The sequence below is a fragment of the Hydrogenovibrio sp. genome (genome assembly GCF_965140365.1).
GTDB lineage: Bacteria > Pseudomonadota > Gammaproteobacteria > Thiomicrospirales > Thiomicrospiraceae > Hydrogenovibrio.
The window spans coordinates 1,413,378-1,434,238 of sequence record NZ_OZ223196.1; the positions used below are offsets into that span (position 1 = coordinate 1,413,378).

A 20,861-nucleotide genomic window follows, 5' to 3' on the forward strand; every position below is an offset into this window, starting at 1 on the left:
CGGCGTTCGAGCGTATTAAATGGCGCGAGGGCGAGCCTTAACATCCAAACGATCACGCCATTGGTCTCCCAGCAGGTTCACGCCTAACACCACCAGCATCAACGCGATGCCCGGAGCCCAAACCAAATGCGGTGCGACGAGAAGATAACGGGTCCCTTCTCGAATCATACTGCCCCAGGAAGCGTCTGGAGCTTGCACGCCCAACCCAAGAAAAGATAGCCCGGCTTCAGAGATAACCGCTCCGGCAATGCCAAAGGTCGCTTCCACGCCCAGCGGGGCCAACATTAATGGAATCAAATGCCGGAATAAAATCAAATGCGTCGGTACGGCCATCGCCTTCGCCGCCAGAATATGCTCACGCTGACGTAAACTCAAGGTTTGCGCCCGCGCCAGACGCGCATAACCGACCCAACCCACCGTCACCAAGGCGAACACCACATTTTCAATTCCCGGCCCTAAGATCGCGGCCAGCGCAATCGCCAACAACAGCCCCGGAAACGCCAGGAACACATCAATAATTTTAACAATCAGCTTATCCGTCCAACCACCGACATAAGCACTGTAAACCCCTATCGTCGTACCAATCAACGCAGAAAACACCACCACTGACACCGCCACCAACAAAGAGGTTTGTGCCCCCATCAACAATCGATCCCAAACCGGCCGCCCAAGCTCGTCATACCCCAGAAAACTCTGAACATCGCCCAACGCCAGAAGTTTATCCAGTTGCACCTCAATGGCCGCATGTCCGACGGCATACCCGCCCAAAGCCATCAACATCCAGGCGAGGACAATGCCATAAGGTAACCATTTAATAGGTAACCATTTAATCATCGGAAATTTCATTCGACTTTGCCCTTATTTCATCCCTACTTGGCCAACCGGATTCGCGGGTCCAGCCAAGCGTAAATCACTTCCGTCAAACCGTTCACCGTAATATACGCCACACTGATAATCAGAATACAGGCTTGCACCACCGGATAATCGCGGCGTTGAATCGAATCCACCAACAATTGGCCCAGGCCTGGCCAATCAAAGACCACCTCGGTAATCACCGCACCGCCCAACAAGGTTCCAAGTTGCAGCCCCAAAATCGTCACCACCGGCAGCAATGCATTCCGTAGCGCATGCTTACCAAAAACCGTCCTGGGAGGCAGTCCTTTAGCTTGTGCGGTTCGAATGAAGTCCTCATGAAACACTTCCAACAGGGACGCGCGTAACATTCTGGCGAGAATTGCGGCCAAAGCCGTTCCTAGAGTGAGGGCCGGCAACACCCACGACCACGGCTGAGCCGCGCCACTCACCGGCAACCAGGCCAAACCGATGGCAAAAATCAAAATCAACATCGGTCCCAACCAAAAATTCGGAATGGAAACGCCCAGCAACGACACCGTCATCGATAGGTAATCCGGCCAATGTCCCGCGCGGCGGGCGGCCCAAAACCCTAATGGAAAAGCGATTAATGCCGCAATCAAAAGCGCCATTACTGTCAGTTTTAATGTATACGGAAACCGTTCGGCAATCAGACTGGAAACCGGTTGCTGATAAAACAGCGATTCACCGAGATCGCCGTGCAATAATCCGCCCATATAATGCAAATATTGCTGCCAAATAGGCAAATCCAGTCCAAGCTGTTTACGCAACAGAGCTTCGTCCGCCGGACTGGCCCAATCGCCCAACATAACGGCCACCGGATCACCGGGAACCAAATGAATCAATAAAAACACCAACGAGCTGACCACCCAGGTAATCAGAACCACCGACCCAATCAGTCGTACCAAATATTGAATCATGCTTCAATCACCATTTCCGTGCCCGCCGGGATACGATCAAACAAATCCAGAATATCGGTGTTTCGCATACGCACACACCCGTGAGACAAAGGTTCGCCCATGGGTTCGGAATCCGGCGTACCGTGAAGGTAAATATAGCGCTGCATGGTGTCCACCTGCCCCAGACGGTTGACGCCCTTTTCCAAACCGGATAACCACAAGATTCGGGTCAAAATCCAATCACGCTTCGGATGAGCCTTGGCCAGTGCTTCGTTATAAATCTCTCCAGTCGGACGCCGTCCGACAAATACCGTGTTCAATGGCTGCCCCGCTCCGATTTTAGCGCGAACAATGTGACGCCCCACGGGAGTCTTGCCAGAGTTTTTTTCCGCACCGATGCCATTCAAAGCCGTGCTGACCGAATAGGTTTTGACAGGAATGGAAGCGCTTTCATCAGAAAATAAAGCCAACTGCTGTTTGGAAATGGACAAATGCAAAAACAAACGAAACACTCTAGTTGTTCTCAAAAACACTTATTTTAACGTGTCCGCTCAGGGTTTGCTTGGAAAGAACCAAAATGACCAGGCCTGGTCAAAAATGAGAGTCAAAATTCAACGAAAGGAAGAGTGGAAAATCAAGAAGATCATAAACCTTGAGTTTAGGCTGTCAGCTTGCTGAACGCACCTCTTGCAAGGCTTGCGGGTCGAAAATGGCGGATTGGTACGAATCCCAAAGCAAATCACCCAAATCCAAATCGCCTTGCCAGCCACGTTGTCGCATACGGAAAGCCGACTTCATCACGCCTTCCAGCAAGGCATTGGCCCATCGCGCATTAATGCCCGGCTTAACAACCCCCTGCGCAATCAAACTATCAAAGAAGGTCGCGAACTTTTCTTCAAAAAACGTGAACCGTTCCACCAGGTCGTCCGGACGGCCTTTTTGTTCAAACAAATCAAATAAGAAATTGTAATCTTCACCCAGCAAATGCGTACTTTTTACCAAATACTCCATCTGCTGAACCGGGTTTTGTGTCTTATCCATGGTATCATCCAACACCTTAGCGATTTTCTCGATAAAATCGTCTGTAATCGCCAGTAATATCGCATCCCGCCCACAAAAATGACGATGCAAGGTCATGCGACTGATGCCAGCTTCTCGCGCGATGTACTTCAACGGGGCGCTGTAATCTTCATTCCAGACAGAAACAGCCGCACAGATGATTTTTTCACGCGTATTTTTCAAAACAGCATCCTTATTTTTTACTTAATTCTTATGTTTGTCTAAATTAAAATTGAAAAAGAGATTATCTGCATTTTGTCAAAACTCCCTTTCAAAGCCTAATATCATACACTATCTGTCAAGCTGACATGAATTCAAAGCACTTATCCTAGGGCTCGAATCTGCTTATTCTGCCAACCAGCCAACAGCGTGACAGCGACAAACGCTCCCAGTAATGCAAAGCCCATATCGGATTGGGTATCCCAGACATAGCCTTGTGTTCCGAGAAAGGCTTCAGCGGCTTGTTCACTCAACAAAGCCACCCACCATTCAATCAATTCGTAAAAAGCACTCAACGCCAGTGCAAAACACATCACCAGAAAATTTAACCAGGCCTGGCCATTCACAATCGCCTTTCGTAGCAGAATTTCACGCGCAATCAACGCCGGCACCAAGCCCTGCAAGAAATGCCCTAACTTATCGAAATTATTGCGCCCCTGCCCCAACTCTTGTGCCAACCAGTCAAACAACGGCACTTCAGCATAGGTGTAATGGGCGCCGACAAACAACACCACCATATGCGCCAGAATCAGCCCATACAACATGGGCGTTAAACGAAACGCCTGGTAAGTGGCGGCCAACACCGCCGCCCCAATCAAAGCGGGCAACGCTTCCAACCACCAGATCACCGTATCTTTTGCGCCGATGGCCGACCACAGCATGACACCGAAAAAGACCACTCCCCATAGGGCTTTCCACATGACCAAACTCCTGTTGGTTTATCCAGCGGCTAGCCGCTGACGGATTTTGTCACATCCAACAAACCGTCAAAACGGCCATCGGCATACATTCGATAACCACGAACCTGGGGACGCATGACCGCATACTGATCTTCATACCATAACGGCATCACGGCCAACGTTTCTTGCAAATGCACTTGCAGCTCACGATACAGTTCCGCTTGTTTTGCCAAGGATTCGGTCTCACCCGCTTCGCGAATCAAACGGTCGGCTTCGGCATTACGATAACGCCCGCGGTTGGCCCCTTTCGGCGGAATCGCATCGCTGTCAAACACATACTGAAAAATGTCCGGGCTTTTCACCCCAACCCACGCCAGACTGTACAATTGAAAACGGCCTTGTTTAATGTCGTTGTAGAAGGTGCCCCAATCATAGCTTTGCACCTTCAAATGAATGCCCACTTCCCGCAATTGCGACTGATAAATCGTCGCCAAACGAATCCGCGTCGGGTCGGACGATGTTTTATAGCTGAATTCCAACATTCCGTCGGAATTCACCAGGCCTGGGTGTTTTTGTTTCACCGCCTCAACCAAGGCCCGCGCTTTATCGGGACGATAATCAAAACCATGCAACCCCGGCACGCCACACCAATGTTCCGGTACCAACAAACCGCCAGCCAAACGGGCATGACCACTGAAAACACTGTCGATAATCGCTTGGCGATCAATCCCATAAGCCAGGGCCTGGCGCACTTCCAGTTGCGATAATAATGGGTCTTCAAAATTGAAACCAACATACCCGAAACTGGTGCCGCTATGCCACAACACCTTCAAGTCGTCACGCTCATCACAATAATGCACCAATTCCGGCGATAAATCGTTTTGAATGATATCCAGCTCACCCTTACGCAACTTTAAAACTCGAACCGTGGCGTCTTTGACCGGCATAAACACCAATTGCATTTTATCCGGACGTTCCAGGACCAGTCGCTGCTCAGTCATGGACACAAAACGACACGGGCCGGAACCAACAGGCGACAACTGAAACGGGTGATCGGCTTCAATCAACGATTTCGGCAAAATGCCAATGACCAAGCGCCCCACAAATAGCGCATCCGGCCGAGCCAGTTTGAACTCAACTTCCGAATCGCTCAACACCTCAATGGATTGAACATGCTTGAGCGAACCGCGGTGCGGCGAACCAAACCCCTCGTTCAAAACCGAACGATAGGTGGCCGCGACGTCTTCCGCGGTCAGACTTTCGCCGTTATGAAACTTAGGGAATTCGATTAAGGTGAATCGGTAATGCGTGGGGGAAAGCGCTTGCCACCTGGCCAATTCCGGCACCGGTTCAAACGCTTGGTTGAAGTCGATTAATTGACGATAGATTAACCGGTTCACACGGCTGGACAAAGCATCGGTGGCTTTGCGGGGGTCCAACATACGCGGTCGGCTGGTAACGCCGAAACGAATGGCTGCCGCATCCGTTGAAGGCGATGAACAGGCCGTTAAAAAAGGCGCACTCGCCGAAACGGCCGCCCATTGAAACAATTGGCGACGGCTAAACATTCCGTCGCCAGCCTGACAAAAAATACGATTTTACCGTCATAAAAGCCACGTCATGAAAACCGCTTACGGATCAAGCGGATCTAACTTCGGCATTTTCTCATCGGTTGGGTTAGACAACACCTGATCGAACTTATCAAGTTTATCCGGTGTCAGAGAGCCTGCAGCGGCTTCCAGCTTCAAACGACTCAAAACCACATTATGCAATGACTCGGCCAAGTTCCGTCGCGCCTGAAACATATTGGTTCGAGCCGTCAAAACTTCCAGCAGGTTTTTCAAGCCCACTTTATACCCTTCTTCCGCCGCTTCCAAGAAAGCATCATTGGATTGCACCGCCGCGCGGTTGGCCGTGACCAATTCCATACCACGAATGACATTACGCACCTGGATACGAGCATCCAGACGCGCCGTTTCGCGGGCATCACGCAACCCGGCGGTTGCCGCTTTGTAGTTGGAACGCGCTTGCGCGACCTGAGACATAGTGCCCCCACCGGAATACAACGGCCAAGAAGCATTCACACCGATTGTTAAATCGTTACGATCTTTATATTGTGAACCAGTGCCTGATGGAGAATCGATGTAGTTGTAGTTGCGATACCCGGCACTTAGCCCGATATCCGGCCAATAACCGGACTTTTGCACTTCCACCTCTTCAGAAGCGACATTGCTGGCTTCTTCCTGTTGAAGTACCGTCAAATTCTGATCCTGGGCTTTCATTTCCCACTCGTCGAGATTTAAAGTCTGAGAAGGCAGCTTGGTATTCAATGAAATGACTTTCAATTCATGTACCGATTTGCCTGTCAACTTCATCAGCTCGTCATAAGTCACGTCCAGGTTATTCTGAGCCGTGATGCGATCGGAGGTTGATAAATCGTAACTCGACTTGGCCTGCAGTACATCGGTCTTACTGGCTAACCCCACTTCAGCAGAGGCCTTGGCTCTTTCCCACTGCGTTTTATCGGCTTCTTCTTTAGCTTGGGCCAACGTCAAATCTTCTTGCGCCAATACCACCTTAAAATAAGCGTCTGCAACACGCACAATCAAGTCCTGCTCAGCAAACTTCATTTGGTATTCCGCTTGTTTTAATTGATAGTCCGCTTGCGAATACAACGACCAATAAGAATGGTTGTAAATCGATTGATTCAAGGTCAATCCGATTTCGCCCGTCGTCACATCAGCATTATCAATGTCACTGTCCACCTTATTGAGGCCACCATCAACCGAAACTTGCGGCAGCAAAGGGGCTTTTGCAATATCCACTACCTGCTGGTTGGCTTGATAGCTGGCACGGGCTTGTGCCAGTTTGGCGTCGTGCAACACCGCCATTTGATAAATATCCACCAGGCCTGGTGCAGACCAAGCCGTCGTAGAAGCCATTAACAAAGCCGCCGCCAAAGGCTTCAATAATACGTTTTTTCGCACTTTCTCAGCATGCGGTTCAGATGTTCTTTTCATTATCACTCCAGTTGCAATAAGGCCGTTGGCTTAAACTAATATTGTAATATCGTGGGAGTTCGGTCACTTCTTTCCCGACCCACTCCGGCAGTTCCAGCGCTTCATCTTCCGACGACAGCTCAACTTCTGCCACAATCAAACCGTTATTATCGCCTAAAAAACGATCGATTTCCCAAATATGTGACTTAAATGTAACATAATATCGAATTTTTTCAATCACCGGACCGACACAAAGTGTCTTAAGCATTTTTTTCGCATCATCCACATCAATGGAGTACTCGTACTCGTCGCGACTCAGCCCAATTTCCAGGCTCTTGATATTGATATTCGCTTCCTGCCCTTCCAAACGAATGCGCACCGAGCTTTTACTGCCCGTCTGCTGGATGTCGTTTAAATAGCCCTGTGCAAAATGCACTTCTTTATCGGCTTGGGCCATCCAAGCCTCACCTTCAACCAAAAACTTACGTTCAATCTCTCTTGCCATTTCGTGTCTTTTTTAATTATTGAGAGCTTTGCGCCCCACTCATGCAAAGCTCTCTTATTGTTTTAAGCGCCGGGCGCATTATGATGCGTCACTTTCCCTTCGGAAAACACATTGGTGGATAAATAACGGTCGCCGCGGTCACACACAATCGTCACAATGGTCGCATTTTCCGTTTCTCGTGCAATTTGCAAAGCCGCCGCCATCGCGCCCCCCGAAGACACCCCGGCAAAAATACCTTCTTGAACCGCCATGGCACGCATGGTGTCTTCCGCCAATGTCTGAGACATATCAATCACCCGATCAATGCGCCGGTCATCGTAAATGGCGGGTAAATATTCTTTCGGCCAGCGACGGATACCCGGAATCGATGAACCTTCCGTGGGCTGAACACCGACTATCTGCACCGCACCGGACTGTTCTTTTAAATACATAGACGTCCCCATAATCGTGCCCGTGGTCCCCATCGCGCTGACGAAATGCGTGATGTCGCCATTCGTTCCATGCCAGATTTCCGGGCCGGTGGAATGGTAGTGCGCCATTGGGTTATCCGGGTTCGCAAATTGATCCAACACAAACCCATCGCCCGCGGTTTGCATGGTTTTCGCTAAATCCCGTGCGCCTTCCATACCGGTTTCTTTCGATACCAGAATCAGTTCGGCGCCGTAAGCGGCCATCGAAGCGCGGCGCTCCATCGACATATTGTCCGGCATAATCAATTTCAAACGGTACCCCATCAGGGCCGAAGCCATGGCCAACGCAATACCGGTATTACCGCTGGTGGCTTCAATCAACGTGTCTCCCGGTTGAATGTCACCGCGCTTCTCCGCCTGACGAATCATATTGACGGCCGGACGATCTTTCACGGAACCCGCCGGGTTGTTCCCTTCCAACTTCGCCAGAACCACACTGTTCGTGTCCGGGTGTACCAATCGTTGTACCCGCACCATAGGCGTATTGCCCACTGTATCCATTAAGGTCTTATACATTGTTTCTTCCTTAAGATAAGGAACCTCTGATTGAATCGGTTTGGCTTCTGGCAACGCCAAGTTTTCCAGATCAAGGCGTGAAGTTGCAGCAATGTCTAGACCTTGCAAAACTTCACAACGCGGAGCTGAAAAAATTGGCTAAGCCCCTTCGGGCGGGGCTTAAAGCCCACTTCTTCGTTGTTGTGGCTCTTGACCTTAAAATGACTAAGGTCGGCGAGCCACGCCTAAAATAAGCAGGCTTTAAGTCCCGCAGAAGCTCAAACCGATTCAATCAGAAGTTCCATAAGCCTTGATAGAGGCCAATCGCAATCAAAACCGGCATCGTCAACACCACCCCCACATTGATTCCCAACGCAGGGGTCAATTGTATTAAATCCTGAGCAGGCGTGCGTAATTTCTGCCATAAGGGCACCACCAAAATCAACGATAAAAAGCCGAAAGCCGCTTGATAGGGCAACCAACCGTCAATAATCAAATACGCCAACGCCAAATAACTCAGTACCAGAAAGCTTTTAAAAACACGCAAGCCCCCTTTTCGGCCCAACCGCATAATGATATTAAACCGCCCCATACGCCGGTCGGCTTCTTCATCCGGGAACTGATTCAGCAACAGCAAATTGTTGACCAACAAAAATGGAATCCACGACACCCAAAACGCCAACCAGCTGAATTCCCCGGTCAGTACCATAACCCCGCCCACGACCATAAAGGGGCCAAATGCCAGGCCTGGCGCAATCAGACACAACCAAGGGTAGCGCGTGATGTGCGAGGTATAAGTGACAATCAACACCACACCAAGTAGCCCCAACGGCAAAATGGACCCACCACGCAAATAGACAAAAAAACCGCCAAGACTGATAACCATCCCTAAAAAGAAATACCCGGCGGCGGCCACCGACTCCGCCGCTTGCGGGTTGGACGGCAAACCACCACTGCCGCCACTGAACGGCGTTTTGTCCGTTTGCAAGTCCAAACCGGATTCAAAATCTTCGAATTCATTGAGTAGATTGACGCTCAAATGCGCGGCCAAGGCTGCGATACAAATCAAAAAGAATAAGGGACCGGACCATTCAAACCCTTCGTAGGTCGCAATGCCCGACACCAACAGCATCATCGCCAGTGTCAACAATAAAAACGGCGGTCGCATGGCCTGAAAAACGGTCTTGGCATGCTTAAACATCGATATCACGGAACAGTTAGCCTCATGTTGTTTAAGAGAGAGTCAAATAGCGATTTAAACGCTTTTCCCAACCGGGCAACCAGCGTTTTTCATTGTTATCTAACGGCGATAATTTTACCCGTAACCGCAAACGCATTTTGGCCGATGTCACAAAATCGGGTAACGCCGTGGCTTCTGTGGCTTCCGGCATGGCGAGCAACACATCCACCAAGCCCCAGCCTTCGCCCAGATACCGCTCTTTGGCATTATGGCCGATGCCTTTAAAGTTAGCGTAATCAATCATCGCAAAAACGCCCTGCGGCGTTTGCGTTAATTGATTCACATTATACGACAAATGCTGCTGCTGGGCGGATGTTAAGGTTGACCACAGCCTGTCCAATTCGGACACCAGGCGCTGAAAAATAAACTCGGCTTGTTCAGACTTGGAGGCCGCCAGCCATTGACGCAATTGGGTTAATCTCGGTTTTGACCAGGCCTGGTCAAAAGCCGAACGATTTGGCCAGGGCGGCTCGAACGGCGTCAGCTCTTGCAGCCATTCCGGTGCCGGTTGACGGGCAGACACAAACGCCACCATTTGCGGAAAGGTTTGTTCAAACGGGACCATCACGCCTTTCGGAATCCAAATAAAATGCCCGATGCCGAATGACGGGAACGGCTCGTTCCGGCTCCAATAGGTGAGATATTTTGCATCGCCGCCGGTTTCATTTTGCTCAATTTGCTTCGCCACCCATTGATAGTCGATGCGTTGGTTCGACAATTGCAAATCGGCCGACTGAGCTGCCGTCAACCAGAACAATGCAATGCTGCCACTCAGCAACGGAATGAAGTTTTTCAAAAGTCGTTTCACGGCATCATGTTCATCGGTTTTAACATCTCATTTTCGGTCGTTACGTCAATGGGCTTTATGCCATCGACGCCAGATAACCACCTTCAACATTACGAATCATATTCTGGTACATACTCGGTAACTCCGGCACCACCGAATCGGTCACGCAATCCTGTGATAACAAGGCTTTCGACCAGGCCTGCATTTTCGGAAAACCATCCAAAAAATCGATGGAACAGACATTTTTCATCAGCGACAATCGCATAAAGAACGGCGCATAAGCGGCATCAATCAGGCAGAAATCTTCGCCATTGAAAAACGATTTACCGCTGTGAACGCTTTCCAGTCGCGCCAGCTTATCGTTGATTTCACCCCGGAAGGAGTCGAATGCAGCTTGGTCAGTGGCATGTGCCATTTTAAACTGCAGAATATTCAAGTCGTCACCAAACGTCATCCAAGCCCGGTTCATGGCTTTTTTGAGCGGGTCTTTCGGGTGTAAAGACGGCGGCGTCACTTCATCCACGTATTCTTGAATCACCATGGACTCGAACAACACTTCCTTCCCCACTTTCAGCACCGGCACTTTCCCCAACGGCGACAAGCTCTCAAACCATTCCGGAGGATTGTTCAAGTCAATAAAGGTCAAATCAAAATCGACCTGTTTCTTTTTCAAAACGATCACTGCTCTTTGTACAAACGGGCACAGTTTGAAACTGATTAATTCCATTTTTTCCGGTGTCGAGTTCGCCATGTTGTCTCCTGTGAAGAAATAATGATTTCCCATCATACAATTTCGGCGCCGCAGGTCAACCCAAGGCACCGGATCGGAGCGGTATTCGAAAGCAAGCCGCCGAAAAAGAGCGCCTAAGTATGAACTTAAACGCCTATCCTAAATGGAGGAGGATAAAAATCGGTATGCGCCCATGTACAGGGCATCTTAGGGTTGAATGAATTTTTCCGGTGTGTCGAACAAGGCTTTGCGATCCGAATCGGACAATTGCCGAATGGTGACGACTTGATAGCCGAGCGCCTTATAATCATTGAGTTGAGCCATGCCGGATTCGGAATAGCTGACGAAATCGGGAAAGTCTTCCCGCGAGAGTCCTTTCAAGCCGCCCACAGCGCCACAAACATGAATGGAAACGCCGTCGGATTGGGTGAGCTGGCTGAAGGTATCATGCAAAGCCGCGTTGTCGGATTGCGCTTGCTTCTGCAAGGCAAACTCTTCCGCACCATGACTGACCACCGCAATATCGACACCCGGAAACCGCTCCCGAATCAAGCGGATTTGCTTGCGTACATAAGGTGCCAGCGAATTCAGGGCGTTGGCGTCCAAGGTTTCAATATCGAACACCACGCCGTCGGGAGCGGCCGCTTCAGATAGGATAACGTCAACCTGCGGATGTACATCGGGCAGCGGCTCGGCTTTTGCCGCCATTGAACACAGAGCAAAAATCAGGAGCAAAAATCGATTTTGGAGCCGGGTGACGGTTGGATTCAACATTGAATAACCTACCTTTAGAGTCAAGTTTTATTTGCATTCTACTCCGGTGCCTAATCAAACACCAGTCTTATTAAAACTTGCTAATATAGAGAGCTTTGCACGAGATGGATTCACGGCTAAAAATGGCTAAAATCTTCCTGAATGTCGTTGAAAAACTCGTTAATAGCCAGCTATTAGCTTCGTTTTCCGCCTAATTCAGAAAAATTTTATCTCATTTTTTTCTCGCGTCCCACTCGAGCAAAGCTCTCATAGAAGGTTTTTTAACTGTTATTTCATAAAGTTATAATTGACCAGGCCTGGCCATTTTTGAGAAAAAAAGAGGTGATAAAGGCGTGCGTAAGAAGCACGCATCAAAGGTCAGATTTTGTCGGTCAACACCAAGTGTTCGAATTTTTTCAGCAAGGTATCCTGATCTTCGACCCGTTCCGGATCGGTGATAATGCAATCTACCGGGCACACGCTGACGCAAGTCGGGGTATCGTAATACCCCACACATTCCGTGCATAAATCCGGGTTGATTTCGTAGATTTTCTCGCCGTAATAAATCGCTTGGTTCGGGCACTCCGGTTCGCACATATCGCAATTGGTGCACCCTTCCAGTATTTTCAAGGCCATAATCGTCGTTCCTTCAACTTACCCGAGCGATTTCAAACCGACGCATCGGCCGTATCATTAGCCGCCTCTTTGGTCGCCTTTGCTTCACGCGCCGCCGCATCGCGTTTCAAGTCGCCGCCCCAGGCTTCATTGCGCATCACCAAACCAAAGCGCAAGGTTTCCAAGTCCAGGTCTTTAAATGGATTCGGGATGCGGACCAACCAACCGGACCCCAACGCACATTCAACCGGTTTATCGTGATGATCCTGCATTTCCGCCAGCTTCAAGGTCACATTGCCGGCCGGCGTCATAATCTCAATCGAATCCCCCAGGCAAAATTTATTTTTCACGTCGATTTCGAGTAGACTCTTGCCGTCACGCTCAACCACATCGACCACTTCCCCGACGAAACGCTGGCGGTCGGATTTGGATACGCCATATTCGTAGTTTTGGTATTCGGAATGCACATGACGACGCAAGAAACCTTCAGTGTAACCGCGGCTCGCCAGGCTTTCCAAATCACTTAACAAATTTTGATCAAACGGTTTACCGGCGGCCGCATCGTCAATGGCTTTGCGGTACACCTGCGCGGTACGAGCCACATAATAATGCGACTTGGTACGCCCTTCGATTTTTAAGGAATCCACGCCCATATCGACCAATTCCGGAATCAGTTCGACCGCACGTAAGTCCTTGGAGTTCATAATATAAGTGCCATGCTCGTCTTCATAAGCCGGCATATATTCGCCCGGGCGCCCTTCTTCTTCCAACAACATCATTTGATCCGTCGGTTTACCGGCCCCAATGGTCACATCCGGCGTATCGTCATTCGGCGCCGTTAAGTCAGTGATGTTTTCAACCTGCTCGACCGGAATCCCGACGATGTCACCGCTGTCGTCTTCCTGGCCTTCGTAAGTGTTGTAGTTCCAACGACAGGCGTTGGTGCAAGTACCTTGGTTAGCATCCCGTTTATTGATGTAACCGGACAGCAAACAACGCCCGGAATAAGCGATGCACAAAGCACCATGCACAAACACCTCCAGCTCCATGCCCGGTACCGCTTCGCCGATCTCACGGATTTCTTGAATCGACAACTCCCGCGACAACACCACTCGGCTGATGCCCTGATCGTGCCAGAACTTCACCGTGGCCCAGTTCACCGCATTGGACTGCACCGACAAATGAATTTCCTGCTCCGGATACTCCGCCCGCACCATCGCAATCAAGCCCGGGTCGGACATAATCAACGCATCCGGTTTCATGGCGATAATCGGAGCGATATCACGCATATAAGTCTTGATTTTGGCGTTATGCGCCGCGATATTACTGACCACATAGAATTTTTTACCCAATTCGTGTGCTCGCTTGATACCTTTATCCAAGGTCTCTTCGTCGAATTCGTTATTGCGCACACGCAGGCTGTAACGCGGCTGACCGGCATAAACCGCATCCGCGCCATAAGCAAAGGCGTATTCCATATTTTTGTAAGTCCCGGCGGGCGAGAGTAATTCCGGTTTAAAGTTGTCTGCTTTCAAGGCAAATCCTTTATCGTTTAATTCCGAGTTGTGAACCGGGTATTTTACTCTATCTCACACCCGTTTGCTCAAGTGTTTGATGCCATAAAACCCTTTTATTTTCAAAGGATAGTTGCGCATTGGCCGGACTGGTGGAAGGAAGCGAATGAAACGTCAGATCATCCGGCAAGGATTGGGTTTTCATCACTTGTTTTTCAAACAGATTCTGAGCGGCTTTGCCGTTAAAAAGTACCGTTTTCAAATCTGGGAAGCGCTTGAAAAGCGATTCAAAATCATTGGCTTCGGGCTGTTTAATGGCGGAATCCAAGCTGCCGGCGCGTTCACAAAACGCCAATACATCCCAAAGCAAAATCGCGTGTTGTCGACACAGAGCGATTTTCTGCTCGACCGTTTCAATCGGTTGCTGGAAAGCGTCCGCCAGAATCGGCCAAAAGGCATTGCGCGGATGCGCGTAATAAAACGCTTCTTCCAAAGACGCCACACTGGGCATGGTGCCGAGAATCATCACTTTCGGGTTTTCAGGCAGAATCGGCGCAAAGCCGGAACAACTGGACATAAGTGCGAATAACCGTTTACAAAGATTGAGTCGTTTACAATTAGGCGTATTGGAAGTATGAATACCAAAAACCGCCAGGCCTGGCGGTTTTATTCTCTTTTTCTCAGTCGAGAATTATTGAACCGACTTTAAGAAAGCTTGCAAATCGGCTTGATTTGAAAAGTATTCCACATCCTTAATCACCAGATTATACAGCTTATAAACCGAGACCGTCTCCGGCTGCTGCGGCCAGGTCGCCGTCAATTGCTCGTCATAAGACAGCGCAATCGGGAAAGCAAAATCTTGCATTTTAGGGATGGCGAACCAACGGGTAATCAGACTCGGCATTTGCGACACATCCGCGACATATAACCACTGATGCGCTTTCGGGTCGGTGATGTTCAAGTTGTCGAAAGTCTCTTTCACCCATTGACCACCGTCTTTATGGTGCGAAAAAATCACCCATTCGGTTCCGGCTGTCAAGCGAATCGGCTGATCCCATTGGTTTTTGAATTCCTGTGCGGGCAACGCCTGCAATTTGGCCGGGGCCTGAGCATACGCGGCGAACTGAACGCCAACCAACAACATCATGGTCATCATGATTTTCTTTAACATTTTTGAGCTCCAAAACAGTTGTTAAAACAGAGAGCTTGGCACGAGTAGGACACGAGAAAAAATGAGAGAAAATTTGGCTGATTAAGGCGGGAAATGCAGCTAATAGCCCGCTATTAGCCAGTTTTTCAACAAAAATCAGACGAATTTTAGCCATGTTTACTGGTGTATCTATCTCATGCCAAGCTCTCAACAAATCTTCAGATACAAAAACTGCCTGTAAAAACAGGCAGTTCTCGCTTTTTATTCTACGTTTTGTCTCTAAATCCAATTAGATGGATTTTTTACAGAAGTAGAAATCGACACACTCGTACTCGCCGGAGGCCATGCGCTCTTTCGCTTCTTCCGTGGTGGAAGGCGGTGGAACGATGACTTTATCACCTGGCTGCCAAGCTTCCGGCGTCGCACAAGCATTCGCATCCGACGTTTGCATGGCTTTCACAAGACGTACAAACTCATCCATGGAGCGACCGTTACTCATCGGATAATACATCATAGCACGCAAGACGCCTTCCGGATCGATGATAAAGGTCGCACGCACGGCAGACGTATCGGCCGCACCCGGGTGAACCATCCCGTAAGTCGTCGCGACTTTCATATCCAGATCCGCGATGATTGGGAATTCAATGTCCACACCGAATTTTTCTTTGATGTTCAATACCCAAGCGTTATGCGAATGGTGCGAGTCGATGGAAAGCCCCAAAAGTTCGCAGTTCAATTCGTCAAACTGTGGTTTACGGGCTTGGAACGCCATAAACTCAGTCGTACAAACCGGCGTGAAATCCGCAGGGTGAGAGAAAAGGATCAACCATTTCCCTTTGTAGTCTTCAAGCGTTTTACGGCCGTGAGTCGTCACCGCATCAAATGCCGGTGCCGCTTCGTTCAAACGAGGTAGAGAAATAACTTGTGCTTCTTGGTTTTCCATTTTGGAATCTCCTATAGTTGTTATTTATACCTAGGTATAAAATATATTTTTTCATCCACAAGCATATTTAATGCTTGGAGCAAACTATAGCAACGCACCAAAAATTAATCTAATTAATTATTTATTAAAATTTAATAGCAAAAAACTATCAATGCATTTTTCCCATTAAAAATCAATCCATTACCCCAGTTCGACATAAGACGTTTCCTGAGGAATAAACCCACTCACCGGAGTGCCCCACAAGTCATATTCATCGGCTGCAAAAATTTCCACCTCAACAAAGTCGCCGGGACTCAAATGATGCCCTTCCGGAATAAACACCAGACCATCGATTTCCGGTGCATCCGCCTGAGAGCGCGCAATCGCACCCTCTTCATCCACCTCGTCCACCAACACCTGCATCGTCCGGCCGATTTTGGCTTGCATCTTCTCGGCGCTGATTTGCTGCTGCAATTGCATGAAACGATCGAATCGCTCTTGTTTAACCCCGTCCGGCACCGGCTCGGCCAAATCATTGGCCACGGCCCCTTCCACCGGTGAATACTGGAAACACCCCACTCGGTCGAGGCGCGCTTCGGTGATGAAATCCAACAAATTCTGGAACTGTTCTTCCGTTTCACCCGGGAACCCGACGATAAAGGTGGAACGAATGGTCAAGTCCGGCACCTGTTCGCGCCACTTTTGAATGCGCTCCAAGGTTTTATCGACATTCCCCGGACGCTTCATGGCTTTCAAAATCTCCGGATCGGCATGCTGTAACGGCATGTCCAGATACGGCAAGATTTTGCCTTGTGCCATCAACGGAATCACTTCTTCGACATTCGGGTAGGGATACACATAATGCAAACGCACCCAAATGCCCTGCTCACCCAGCGCTTCGGCCAAACCAAGCATGGAGGTTTTGGTTGGGCGCCCATCGGCGAAATCGGTTTTATATTTGACGTCCACACCATAAGCCGCCGTGTCCTGAGACACCACCAGCAACTCTTTAACGCCGGCTTCCTTCAAACGCTTGGCTTCTGCCACCACATCCGCCACAGGGCGGCTAACCAAGTCACCACGCATCGACGGAATAATGCAAAAAGTACAACGATGATTACACCCTTCGGAAATCTTCAGATAGGCAAAGTGTTTCGGTGTTAATTTAATGCCCTGTGGCGGCACCAAATCCACAAACGGATCATGCGCCGGTGGCGCAATCACGTCATGTACCGCTGTCAAGACCTCCTCATAAGCCGCCGGGCCGGATACCGCCAAGACTTTCGGATGAATCTCCTTGATTTGGTTATCGTCTTTTCCACCCAAACAGCCGGTGACGATGACTTTACCGTTTTCTTCCAAGGCTTCGCCAATGGTGTCCAGCGATTCCTGCACGGCGCTGTCGATAAACCCGCAAGTATTGACGATGACCGTATCCGCCTCTTCATAAGAGTTGGTTAAGTGATAGCCTTCGGCTTTCAATTGGGTGAGAATCCGCTCCGAATCGACGGTCGCCTTCGGGCACCCTAAACTGACAATACCGACGGTTGATTGCGCGTGTGACATAAAAAGCTCTTTGTAAATAATCGAAAAGGTTATTTTATCAAAAAGCCCCTGTGATCATAAAAACAAAAAAGCGGCTAATATTAAAGCCGCTTGTATGAATATTCAGATTCGTTTGTGTTTTAATCACTGCAATCGATAACCGAACCGTCGGAACGTGTTGTCGGCATTAAATGCTCATAACGCTCATCCGTCAAGGTTCGTAAAAAGCACTCCAACCCTTCCAATTCCTCTTCCGTCATAGGTTGCTGCCCCAACAGATCGTGATCAATCGTCTCAGGAAACGGCGTTTCCGCCCAGGCCTGGCCGGTTTCCGGATTGATTGGGCTTTGGGTTCCGGCCGTATTGCCCATAAAATTATAAAATTCCAGCACTGTTCTCAAATCTTTAAACACCCCGTTGTGCATATAAGGTCCGGTCACCGCGACATTACGCAAAGTCGGCACCTTGAATTTGCCCATTTCAGTTTCTTCAGTGACGGCCGGATTCTCATACAACCCCATATCGCCGTTTGCAACAAAACCAGCATTCAAGCCTTTCGCCTCGTTCAAGTCAATCAACGCCTGATTCTTCGGCACACCAATATTAAAGTACTTTGCATCGGTAAAAGTTTGATTTTTAGCAAAGGTCTGCGGCGCATCATTCATTTGGTGGCAATTGACACAACTGCTGTTGGCATTGGAAAAAAATACCGAATAGCCCAACCGCTCTTTTTCCGACAAGTCCGACAGCGGAATATCACGATTCACAAACTTATCCCACTTGGAATCAAACGGCGCAAAGGTATCGGTTTTTTCAAACTCGGCAATGGCACCGCGCATAGACTCATAAGCCTCACAACTTTCCGCAGTGCATTCATCAAAAATCGTGTCGCCATAAAAACGCTTAAAGGCCGCGACATAATCGGAATTTTCTTCCAGTCGCGCCACCACGGCTGGCTTATCGGCCATTGCCATTTCCACCGGGTTTAATGGCGGACCGCCAGCTTGCGCGGCTAAATCGGAAGCTCGACCGTCCAGAAACTGTCCTCCCATATAAGCCTGCTCCTCTTCGTTCCAATGAAACGCTGGCATCAAAGCGGCATAAGAAGCCGTCGGCGCATTACGCACTCCGATTGAAAAACCATCATCTCCCAAAGAAACGCCCACATCAGTCGCCTCATTGTCGCGTGTGTCCGCCAAGCCATGGCCGGGATTATGACAAGTGGCACAGGATTGTGTTCTGTTTTCGGATAAATTCACGTCATGAAACAAGGCCTCTCCCAGTTCCGCTTCGGAATTATAAGAAACGCCATCTTTACCAGCGCTGGAACCGCCGCTAGAACCACCACACCCGGCCAAGGACATTGTGACCGACAAATAGACAATCGTTCGAAATTTCATTTAATTTTATAAACCCACTTTAAATCCACACTAAGCAAAAAGCCATCAAAGACGGTTTATTTTAAAGGGAGAAGCAAACAAAATAAAGAAATGAATAATAATGGACAAACATAAAATAAATCAATTAAGTATTAGTATTGACAATAATTATTATTTACACTTAGAATAATCATGAAAATATATTGAAAATTTCATGCCGATAAAAATGTTTACATTTATTTCACTTAAAAACTTAAAACGCAAATATAAAGGAAACTAAACCTTATGAAACTCAAACTCATTACAGCGGCCATTTTGTCCACCACTCTACTTTCCGGCTGCGGAGGTTCATCCAGCGGCGGTTCTTCAAATGACCCCGACCCCCAACAAGGCTCTTCAAACATCTCCCATAATTTAACAAATATGCAAAAAGTATTGGAAACCAATGCCGACATTGCTTATGCCGCCTACAGCGACTCGGTGGATACGGCGCAAAACCTTAAAGAGGCTATTGATACTTTCGCGAACAACCCAACACAAGCCAACCTCAATGCCGCCAAAGAAGCTTGGTTGGTGGCCCGTGAACCTTATGGACAAACGGAAGTCTACCGTTTTCGTCTTAGCCCGATCGATTCTACGGACTATACCAATGAAGACGGCCCAGAGGGTGATATCAATGCCTGGCCACTAGGAGAAGCGTTAATCGACTATACCACTGCGGGTAATGACTTTGGAAACGACCAACTCGGCGTCACGGAAAACTCGGTACCAGCACCAGGGCTGAACTCGGGAGGAGCGGTTAACTCCGGAGATGCAAACATCATTAATACAACCAGCATTACAATTGATGCCACGTTACTGTCAAACACCATGCAAGCAGCCGATGAACGTGATGTCATTGCCGGCTACCACGCCATCGAGTTTCTGCTGTGGGGACAGGACCTAGACAACACGATGAGTCCTGACACAAGCGGAAGCCGCGATGAAGCTGTCAAGACCCATGATGCCAACAACTTGGCAACGGGTGGTCAGCGCCCTTTAACAGACTTTACCTCTGACACTTATGCACAGAGACGCCTGGATTATCTTCAAGTCGCCGCACAGAAACTGGTTGACGATTTGACCACCGTTCGTAATGGCTGGGCAAAATCAGGACAACCGGGCTATTCAGCCGGGAATTATCGTGACCAATTCACCTCTGTCTCGTCAATTGACCAAGCCAAAAGCAAATTCTATGAAATTCTTTACGCTATGGGCACCTTAGCCCAAGGCGAATTGGCGGGTGAGCGTATGCAGATTGCCCTGTCGGCAGACTCCCAAGAAGACGAACACTCTTGCTTCTCCGATAATACGCACCGTGATTTCTGGCTAAACGCGGAAGGCATTGCCAATGTTTATTACGGCGACTACGCCGGCTATGATTCAACACTGGACGGCACCGACGACAATACAACCCGCGCCGTCACAGGTTATGGTCTTGACGACTACTTGGCGGATGTTGGCTCTTCAGCCGGAAGCGACCTGGAAGTCGCGTTAACCACAACCAAAACCAAATATGAAGCAATTGACGCCAATGCCCGTGCCGGTTACCCGGTGGATGTAGTGATTATGGATAAAACAGGCGAACGAGCGAAGCCCGTAGCGGACATGATTTATTCACTGACAGAAGAAGCCTTTGGCGTGCAAGAAATTCTGGAAGCCATGGAAATCGACGGTGACGCTTACGATCCGGAAGGAACCGCCTGCGATACCACCGATCCAACCGCTGAATGTGAATAAACACCGTAACGTTTAAACATTCTCTCCATAAAAAGCCGGGCGATTGCCCGGCTTTTCATTACCCAGCACAACAGAATTTATGAGTTAAATTCGCTACTTTAGCATCTCATTATGCTAAAATCCCCATTTATGAAATTTAGAAAAGCAATCATTCTTATTTTTATTTTATTGGCGTTTTTTATCCTGATTATCTTGGGAGTTTTTTATGCGCCGGCGGCCCTGTTTTTAAAGCCTAATACCGTACCCGG

General features: G+C 49.0%; 21 protein-coding genes. 1 reads left to right on the plus strand and 20 read right to left on the minus strand.

The features are described from left to right. Nucleotides 1–15: 15 nt before the first annotated feature. The 20 genes from AC0KH7_RS06830 to AC0KH7_RS06925 all read right to left on the minus strand — a co-directional run bounded on the left by AC0KH7_RS06830 (nucleotide 16) and on the right by AC0KH7_RS06925 (nucleotide 18,855). A complete protein-coding gene (locus AC0KH7_RS06830; RefSeq protein ID WP_472371920.1) occupies nucleotides 16–846 on the minus strand; it encodes an ABC transporter permease in 831 nt (276 codons plus the stop codon). A gap of 23 nt (nucleotides 847–869) precedes the next feature. Further along, entirely contained in the window at nucleotides 870–1,793 is a 924-nt protein-coding gene (gene nikB, locus AC0KH7_RS06835; protein ID WP_472371922.1) for a nickel ABC transporter permease, read from the minus strand. Continuing rightward, the gene (locus AC0KH7_RS06840; protein WP_472373791.1) at nucleotides 1,790–2,275 is read right to left on the minus strand and encodes a L,D-transpeptidase family protein; all 486 of its coding nucleotides are present in this window, start codon (nucleotides 2,273–2,275) and stop codon (nucleotides 1,790–1,792) included. The genes nikB and AC0KH7_RS06840 overlap by 4 nt, the downstream gene beginning before the upstream one ends. Before the next feature lie 163 nt (nucleotides 2,276–2,438). Then, the gene (locus AC0KH7_RS06845; RefSeq protein WP_472371924.1) at nucleotides 2,439–3,014 is read right to left on the minus strand and encodes a TetR/AcrR family transcriptional regulator; all 576 of its coding nucleotides are present in this window, start codon (nucleotides 3,012–3,014) and stop codon (nucleotides 2,439–2,441) included. Between the two features lie 140 nt (nucleotides 3,015–3,154). Beyond that, nucleotides 3,155–3,751 (minus strand): DUF2238 domain-containing protein, encoded by a 597-nt coding sequence (locus AC0KH7_RS06850; protein ID WP_472371926.1) that lies wholly within the window; start codon nucleotides 3,749–3,751, stop codon nucleotides 3,155–3,157. A gap of 29 nt (nucleotides 3,752–3,780) precedes the next feature. Next, on the minus strand, nucleotides 3,781–5,298 hold the full coding sequence (locus tag AC0KH7_RS06855; protein WP_472371928.1) for an ABC transporter substrate-binding protein: 1,518 nt from the start codon (nucleotides 5,296–5,298) through the stop codon (nucleotides 3,781–3,783). 63 nt (nucleotides 5,299–5,361) lie between these two features. Then, nucleotides 5,362–6,750: a TolC family outer membrane protein gene (locus AC0KH7_RS06860; protein WP_472371930.1), complete on the minus strand. Its 1,389-nt coding sequence runs from the start codon at nucleotides 6,748–6,750 to the stop codon at nucleotides 5,362–5,364. Next, nucleotides 6,734–7,234 (minus strand): CYTH domain-containing protein, encoded by a 501-nt coding sequence (locus AC0KH7_RS06865; protein ID WP_472371932.1) that lies wholly within the window; start codon nucleotides 7,232–7,234, stop codon nucleotides 6,734–6,736. Before AC0KH7_RS06865 ends, AC0KH7_RS06860 begins: the two co-directional genes overlap by 17 nt. Before the next feature lie 62 nt (nucleotides 7,235–7,296). Then, entirely contained in the window at nucleotides 7,297–8,220 is a 924-nt protein-coding gene (cysM, locus tag AC0KH7_RS06870) for a cysteine synthase CysM (protein WP_472371935.1), read from the minus strand. 271 nt (nucleotides 8,221–8,491) lie between these two features. Then, nucleotides 8,492–9,400 carry a prenyltransferase gene (locus tag AC0KH7_RS06875; RefSeq protein WP_472373792.1) on the minus strand — a complete coding sequence of 303 codons (909 nt, stop codon included), beginning with the start codon at nucleotides 9,398–9,400 and terminating at the stop codon, nucleotides 8,492–8,494. A 31-nt stretch (nucleotides 9,401–9,431) separates the two neighbouring features. Continuing rightward, nucleotides 9,432–10,247: a hypothetical protein gene (locus AC0KH7_RS06880; RefSeq protein ID WP_472371937.1), complete on the minus strand. Its 816-nt coding sequence runs from the start codon at nucleotides 10,245–10,247 to the stop codon at nucleotides 9,432–9,434. Between the two features lie 55 nt (nucleotides 10,248–10,302). After that, nucleotides 10,303–10,977, minus strand: a complete 675-nt coding sequence (locus AC0KH7_RS06885; protein ID WP_472371939.1) for a glutathione S-transferase family protein — start codon at nucleotides 10,975–10,977, stop codon at nucleotides 10,303–10,305. Between the two features lie 186 nt (nucleotides 10,978–11,163). Beyond that, complete coding sequence (locus AC0KH7_RS06890; protein WP_472371941.1) at nucleotides 11,164–11,730, minus strand: DsrE family protein; 567 nt, start codon at nucleotides 11,728–11,730, stop codon at nucleotides 11,164–11,166. A 357-nt stretch (nucleotides 11,731–12,087) separates the two neighbouring features. After that, on the minus strand, nucleotides 12,088–12,345 hold the full coding sequence (locus AC0KH7_RS06895) for a YfhL family 4Fe-4S dicluster ferredoxin (RefSeq protein WP_472371943.1): 258 nt from the start codon (nucleotides 12,343–12,345) through the stop codon (nucleotides 12,088–12,090). 32 nt (nucleotides 12,346–12,377) lie between these two features. Then, nucleotides 12,378–13,859: a prephenate-dependent tRNA uridine(34) hydroxylase TrhP gene (trhP, locus tag AC0KH7_RS06900; RefSeq protein ID WP_472371945.1), complete on the minus strand. Its 1,482-nt coding sequence runs from the start codon at nucleotides 13,857–13,859 to the stop codon at nucleotides 12,378–12,380. A 49-nt stretch (nucleotides 13,860–13,908) separates the two neighbouring features. Next, nucleotides 13,909–14,415 (minus strand): DNA-deoxyinosine glycosylase, encoded by a 507-nt coding sequence (locus tag AC0KH7_RS06905; protein ID WP_472371947.1) that lies wholly within the window; start codon nucleotides 14,413–14,415, stop codon nucleotides 13,909–13,911. Between the two features lie 114 nt (nucleotides 14,416–14,529). Continuing rightward, entirely contained in the window at nucleotides 14,530–15,009 is a 480-nt protein-coding gene (locus AC0KH7_RS06910) for a hypothetical protein (RefSeq protein ID WP_472371949.1), read from the minus strand. Nucleotides 15,010–15,277: 268 nt separating this feature from the next. Further along, nucleotides 15,278–15,931, minus strand: a complete 654-nt coding sequence (locus tag AC0KH7_RS06915) for a peroxiredoxin (RefSeq protein ID WP_472371951.1) — start codon at nucleotides 15,929–15,931, stop codon at nucleotides 15,278–15,280. Nucleotides 15,932–16,111: 180 nt separating this feature from the next. Beyond that, entirely contained in the window at nucleotides 16,112–17,476 is a 1,365-nt protein-coding gene (gene rimO / locus AC0KH7_RS06920) for a 30S ribosomal protein S12 methylthiotransferase RimO (RefSeq protein WP_472371953.1), read from the minus strand. A gap of 119 nt (nucleotides 17,477–17,595) precedes the next feature. Then, nucleotides 17,596–18,855, minus strand: a complete 1,260-nt coding sequence (locus AC0KH7_RS06925) for a cytochrome-c peroxidase (protein WP_472371955.1) — start codon at nucleotides 18,853–18,855, stop codon at nucleotides 17,596–17,598. 264 nt (nucleotides 18,856–19,119) lie between these two features. On the opposite strand from AC0KH7_RS06925, the gene AC0KH7_RS06930 reads away from it, so the two are divergent. Next, a complete protein-coding gene (locus AC0KH7_RS06930) occupies nucleotides 19,120–20,613 on the plus strand; it encodes an imelysin family protein (protein ID WP_472371957.1) in 1,494 nt (497 codons plus the stop codon). Nucleotides 20,614–20,861 lie beyond the last annotated feature (248 nt).

Excerpts from the sequence above, each read along its gene's own strand:
- AC0KH7_RS06890 (WP_472371941.1), bottom strand. The coding sequence starts at position 11,730 with ATGTTGAATCCAACCGTCACCCGGCTCCAAAATCGATTTTTGCTCCTG.
- AC0KH7_RS06875 (WP_472373792.1), bottom strand. The coding sequence starts at position 9,400 with ATGTTTAAGCATGCCAAGACCGTTTTTCAGGCCATGCGACCGCCGTTT.
- AC0KH7_RS06850 (WP_472371926.1), bottom strand. The coding sequence starts at position 3,751 with ATGTGGAAAGCCCTATGGGGAGTGGTCTTTTTCGGTGTCATGCTGTGG.
- AC0KH7_RS06830 (WP_472371920.1), bottom strand. The coding sequence starts at position 846 with ATGAAATTTCCGATGATTAAATGGTTACCTATTAAATGGTTACCTTAT.
- nikB (WP_472371922.1), bottom strand. The coding sequence starts at position 1,793 with ATGATTCAATATTTGGTACGACTGATTGGGTCGGTGGTTCTGATTACC.
- AC0KH7_RS06855 (WP_472371928.1), bottom strand. The coding sequence starts at position 5,298 with ATGTTTAGCCGTCGCCAATTGTTTCAATGGGCGGCCGTTTCGGCGAGT.
- AC0KH7_RS06895 (WP_472371943.1), bottom strand. The coding sequence starts at position 12,345 with ATGGCCTTGAAAATACTGGAAGGGTGCACCAATTGCGATATGTGCGAA.
- cysM (WP_472371935.1), bottom strand. The coding sequence starts at position 8,220 with ATGTATAAGACCTTAATGGATACAGTGGGCAATACGCCTATGGTGCGG.
- rimO (WP_472371953.1), bottom strand. The coding sequence starts at position 17,476 with ATGTCACACGCGCAATCAACCGTCGGTATTGTCAGTTTAGGGTGCCCG.
- AC0KH7_RS06905 (WP_472371947.1), bottom strand. The coding sequence starts at position 14,415 with ATGTCCAGTTGTTCCGGCTTTGCGCCGATTCTGCCTGAAAACCCGAAA.
- AC0KH7_RS06910 (WP_472371949.1), bottom strand. The coding sequence starts at position 15,009 with ATGTTAAAGAAAATCATGATGACCATGATGTTGTTGGTTGGCGTTCAG.
- AC0KH7_RS06860 (WP_472371930.1), bottom strand. The coding sequence starts at position 6,750 with ATGAAAAGAACATCTGAACCGCATGCTGAGAAAGTGCGAAAAAACGTA.
- AC0KH7_RS06915 (WP_472371951.1), bottom strand. The coding sequence starts at position 15,931 with ATGGAAAACCAAGAAGCACAAGTTATTTCTCTACCTCGTTTGAACGAA.
- AC0KH7_RS06885 (WP_472371939.1), bottom strand. The coding sequence starts at position 10,977 with ATGGCGAACTCGACACCGGAAAAAATGGAATTAATCAGTTTCAAACTG.
- AC0KH7_RS06930 (WP_472371957.1), top strand. The coding sequence starts at position 19,120 with ATGAAACTCAAACTCATTACAGCGGCCATTTTGTCCACCACTCTACTT.
- AC0KH7_RS06925 (WP_472371955.1), bottom strand. The coding sequence starts at position 18,855 with ATGAAATTTCGAACGATTGTCTATTTGTCGGTCACAATGTCCTTGGCC.
- AC0KH7_RS06865 (WP_472371932.1), bottom strand. The coding sequence starts at position 7,234 with ATGGCAAGAGAGATTGAACGTAAGTTTTTGGTTGAAGGTGAGGCTTGG.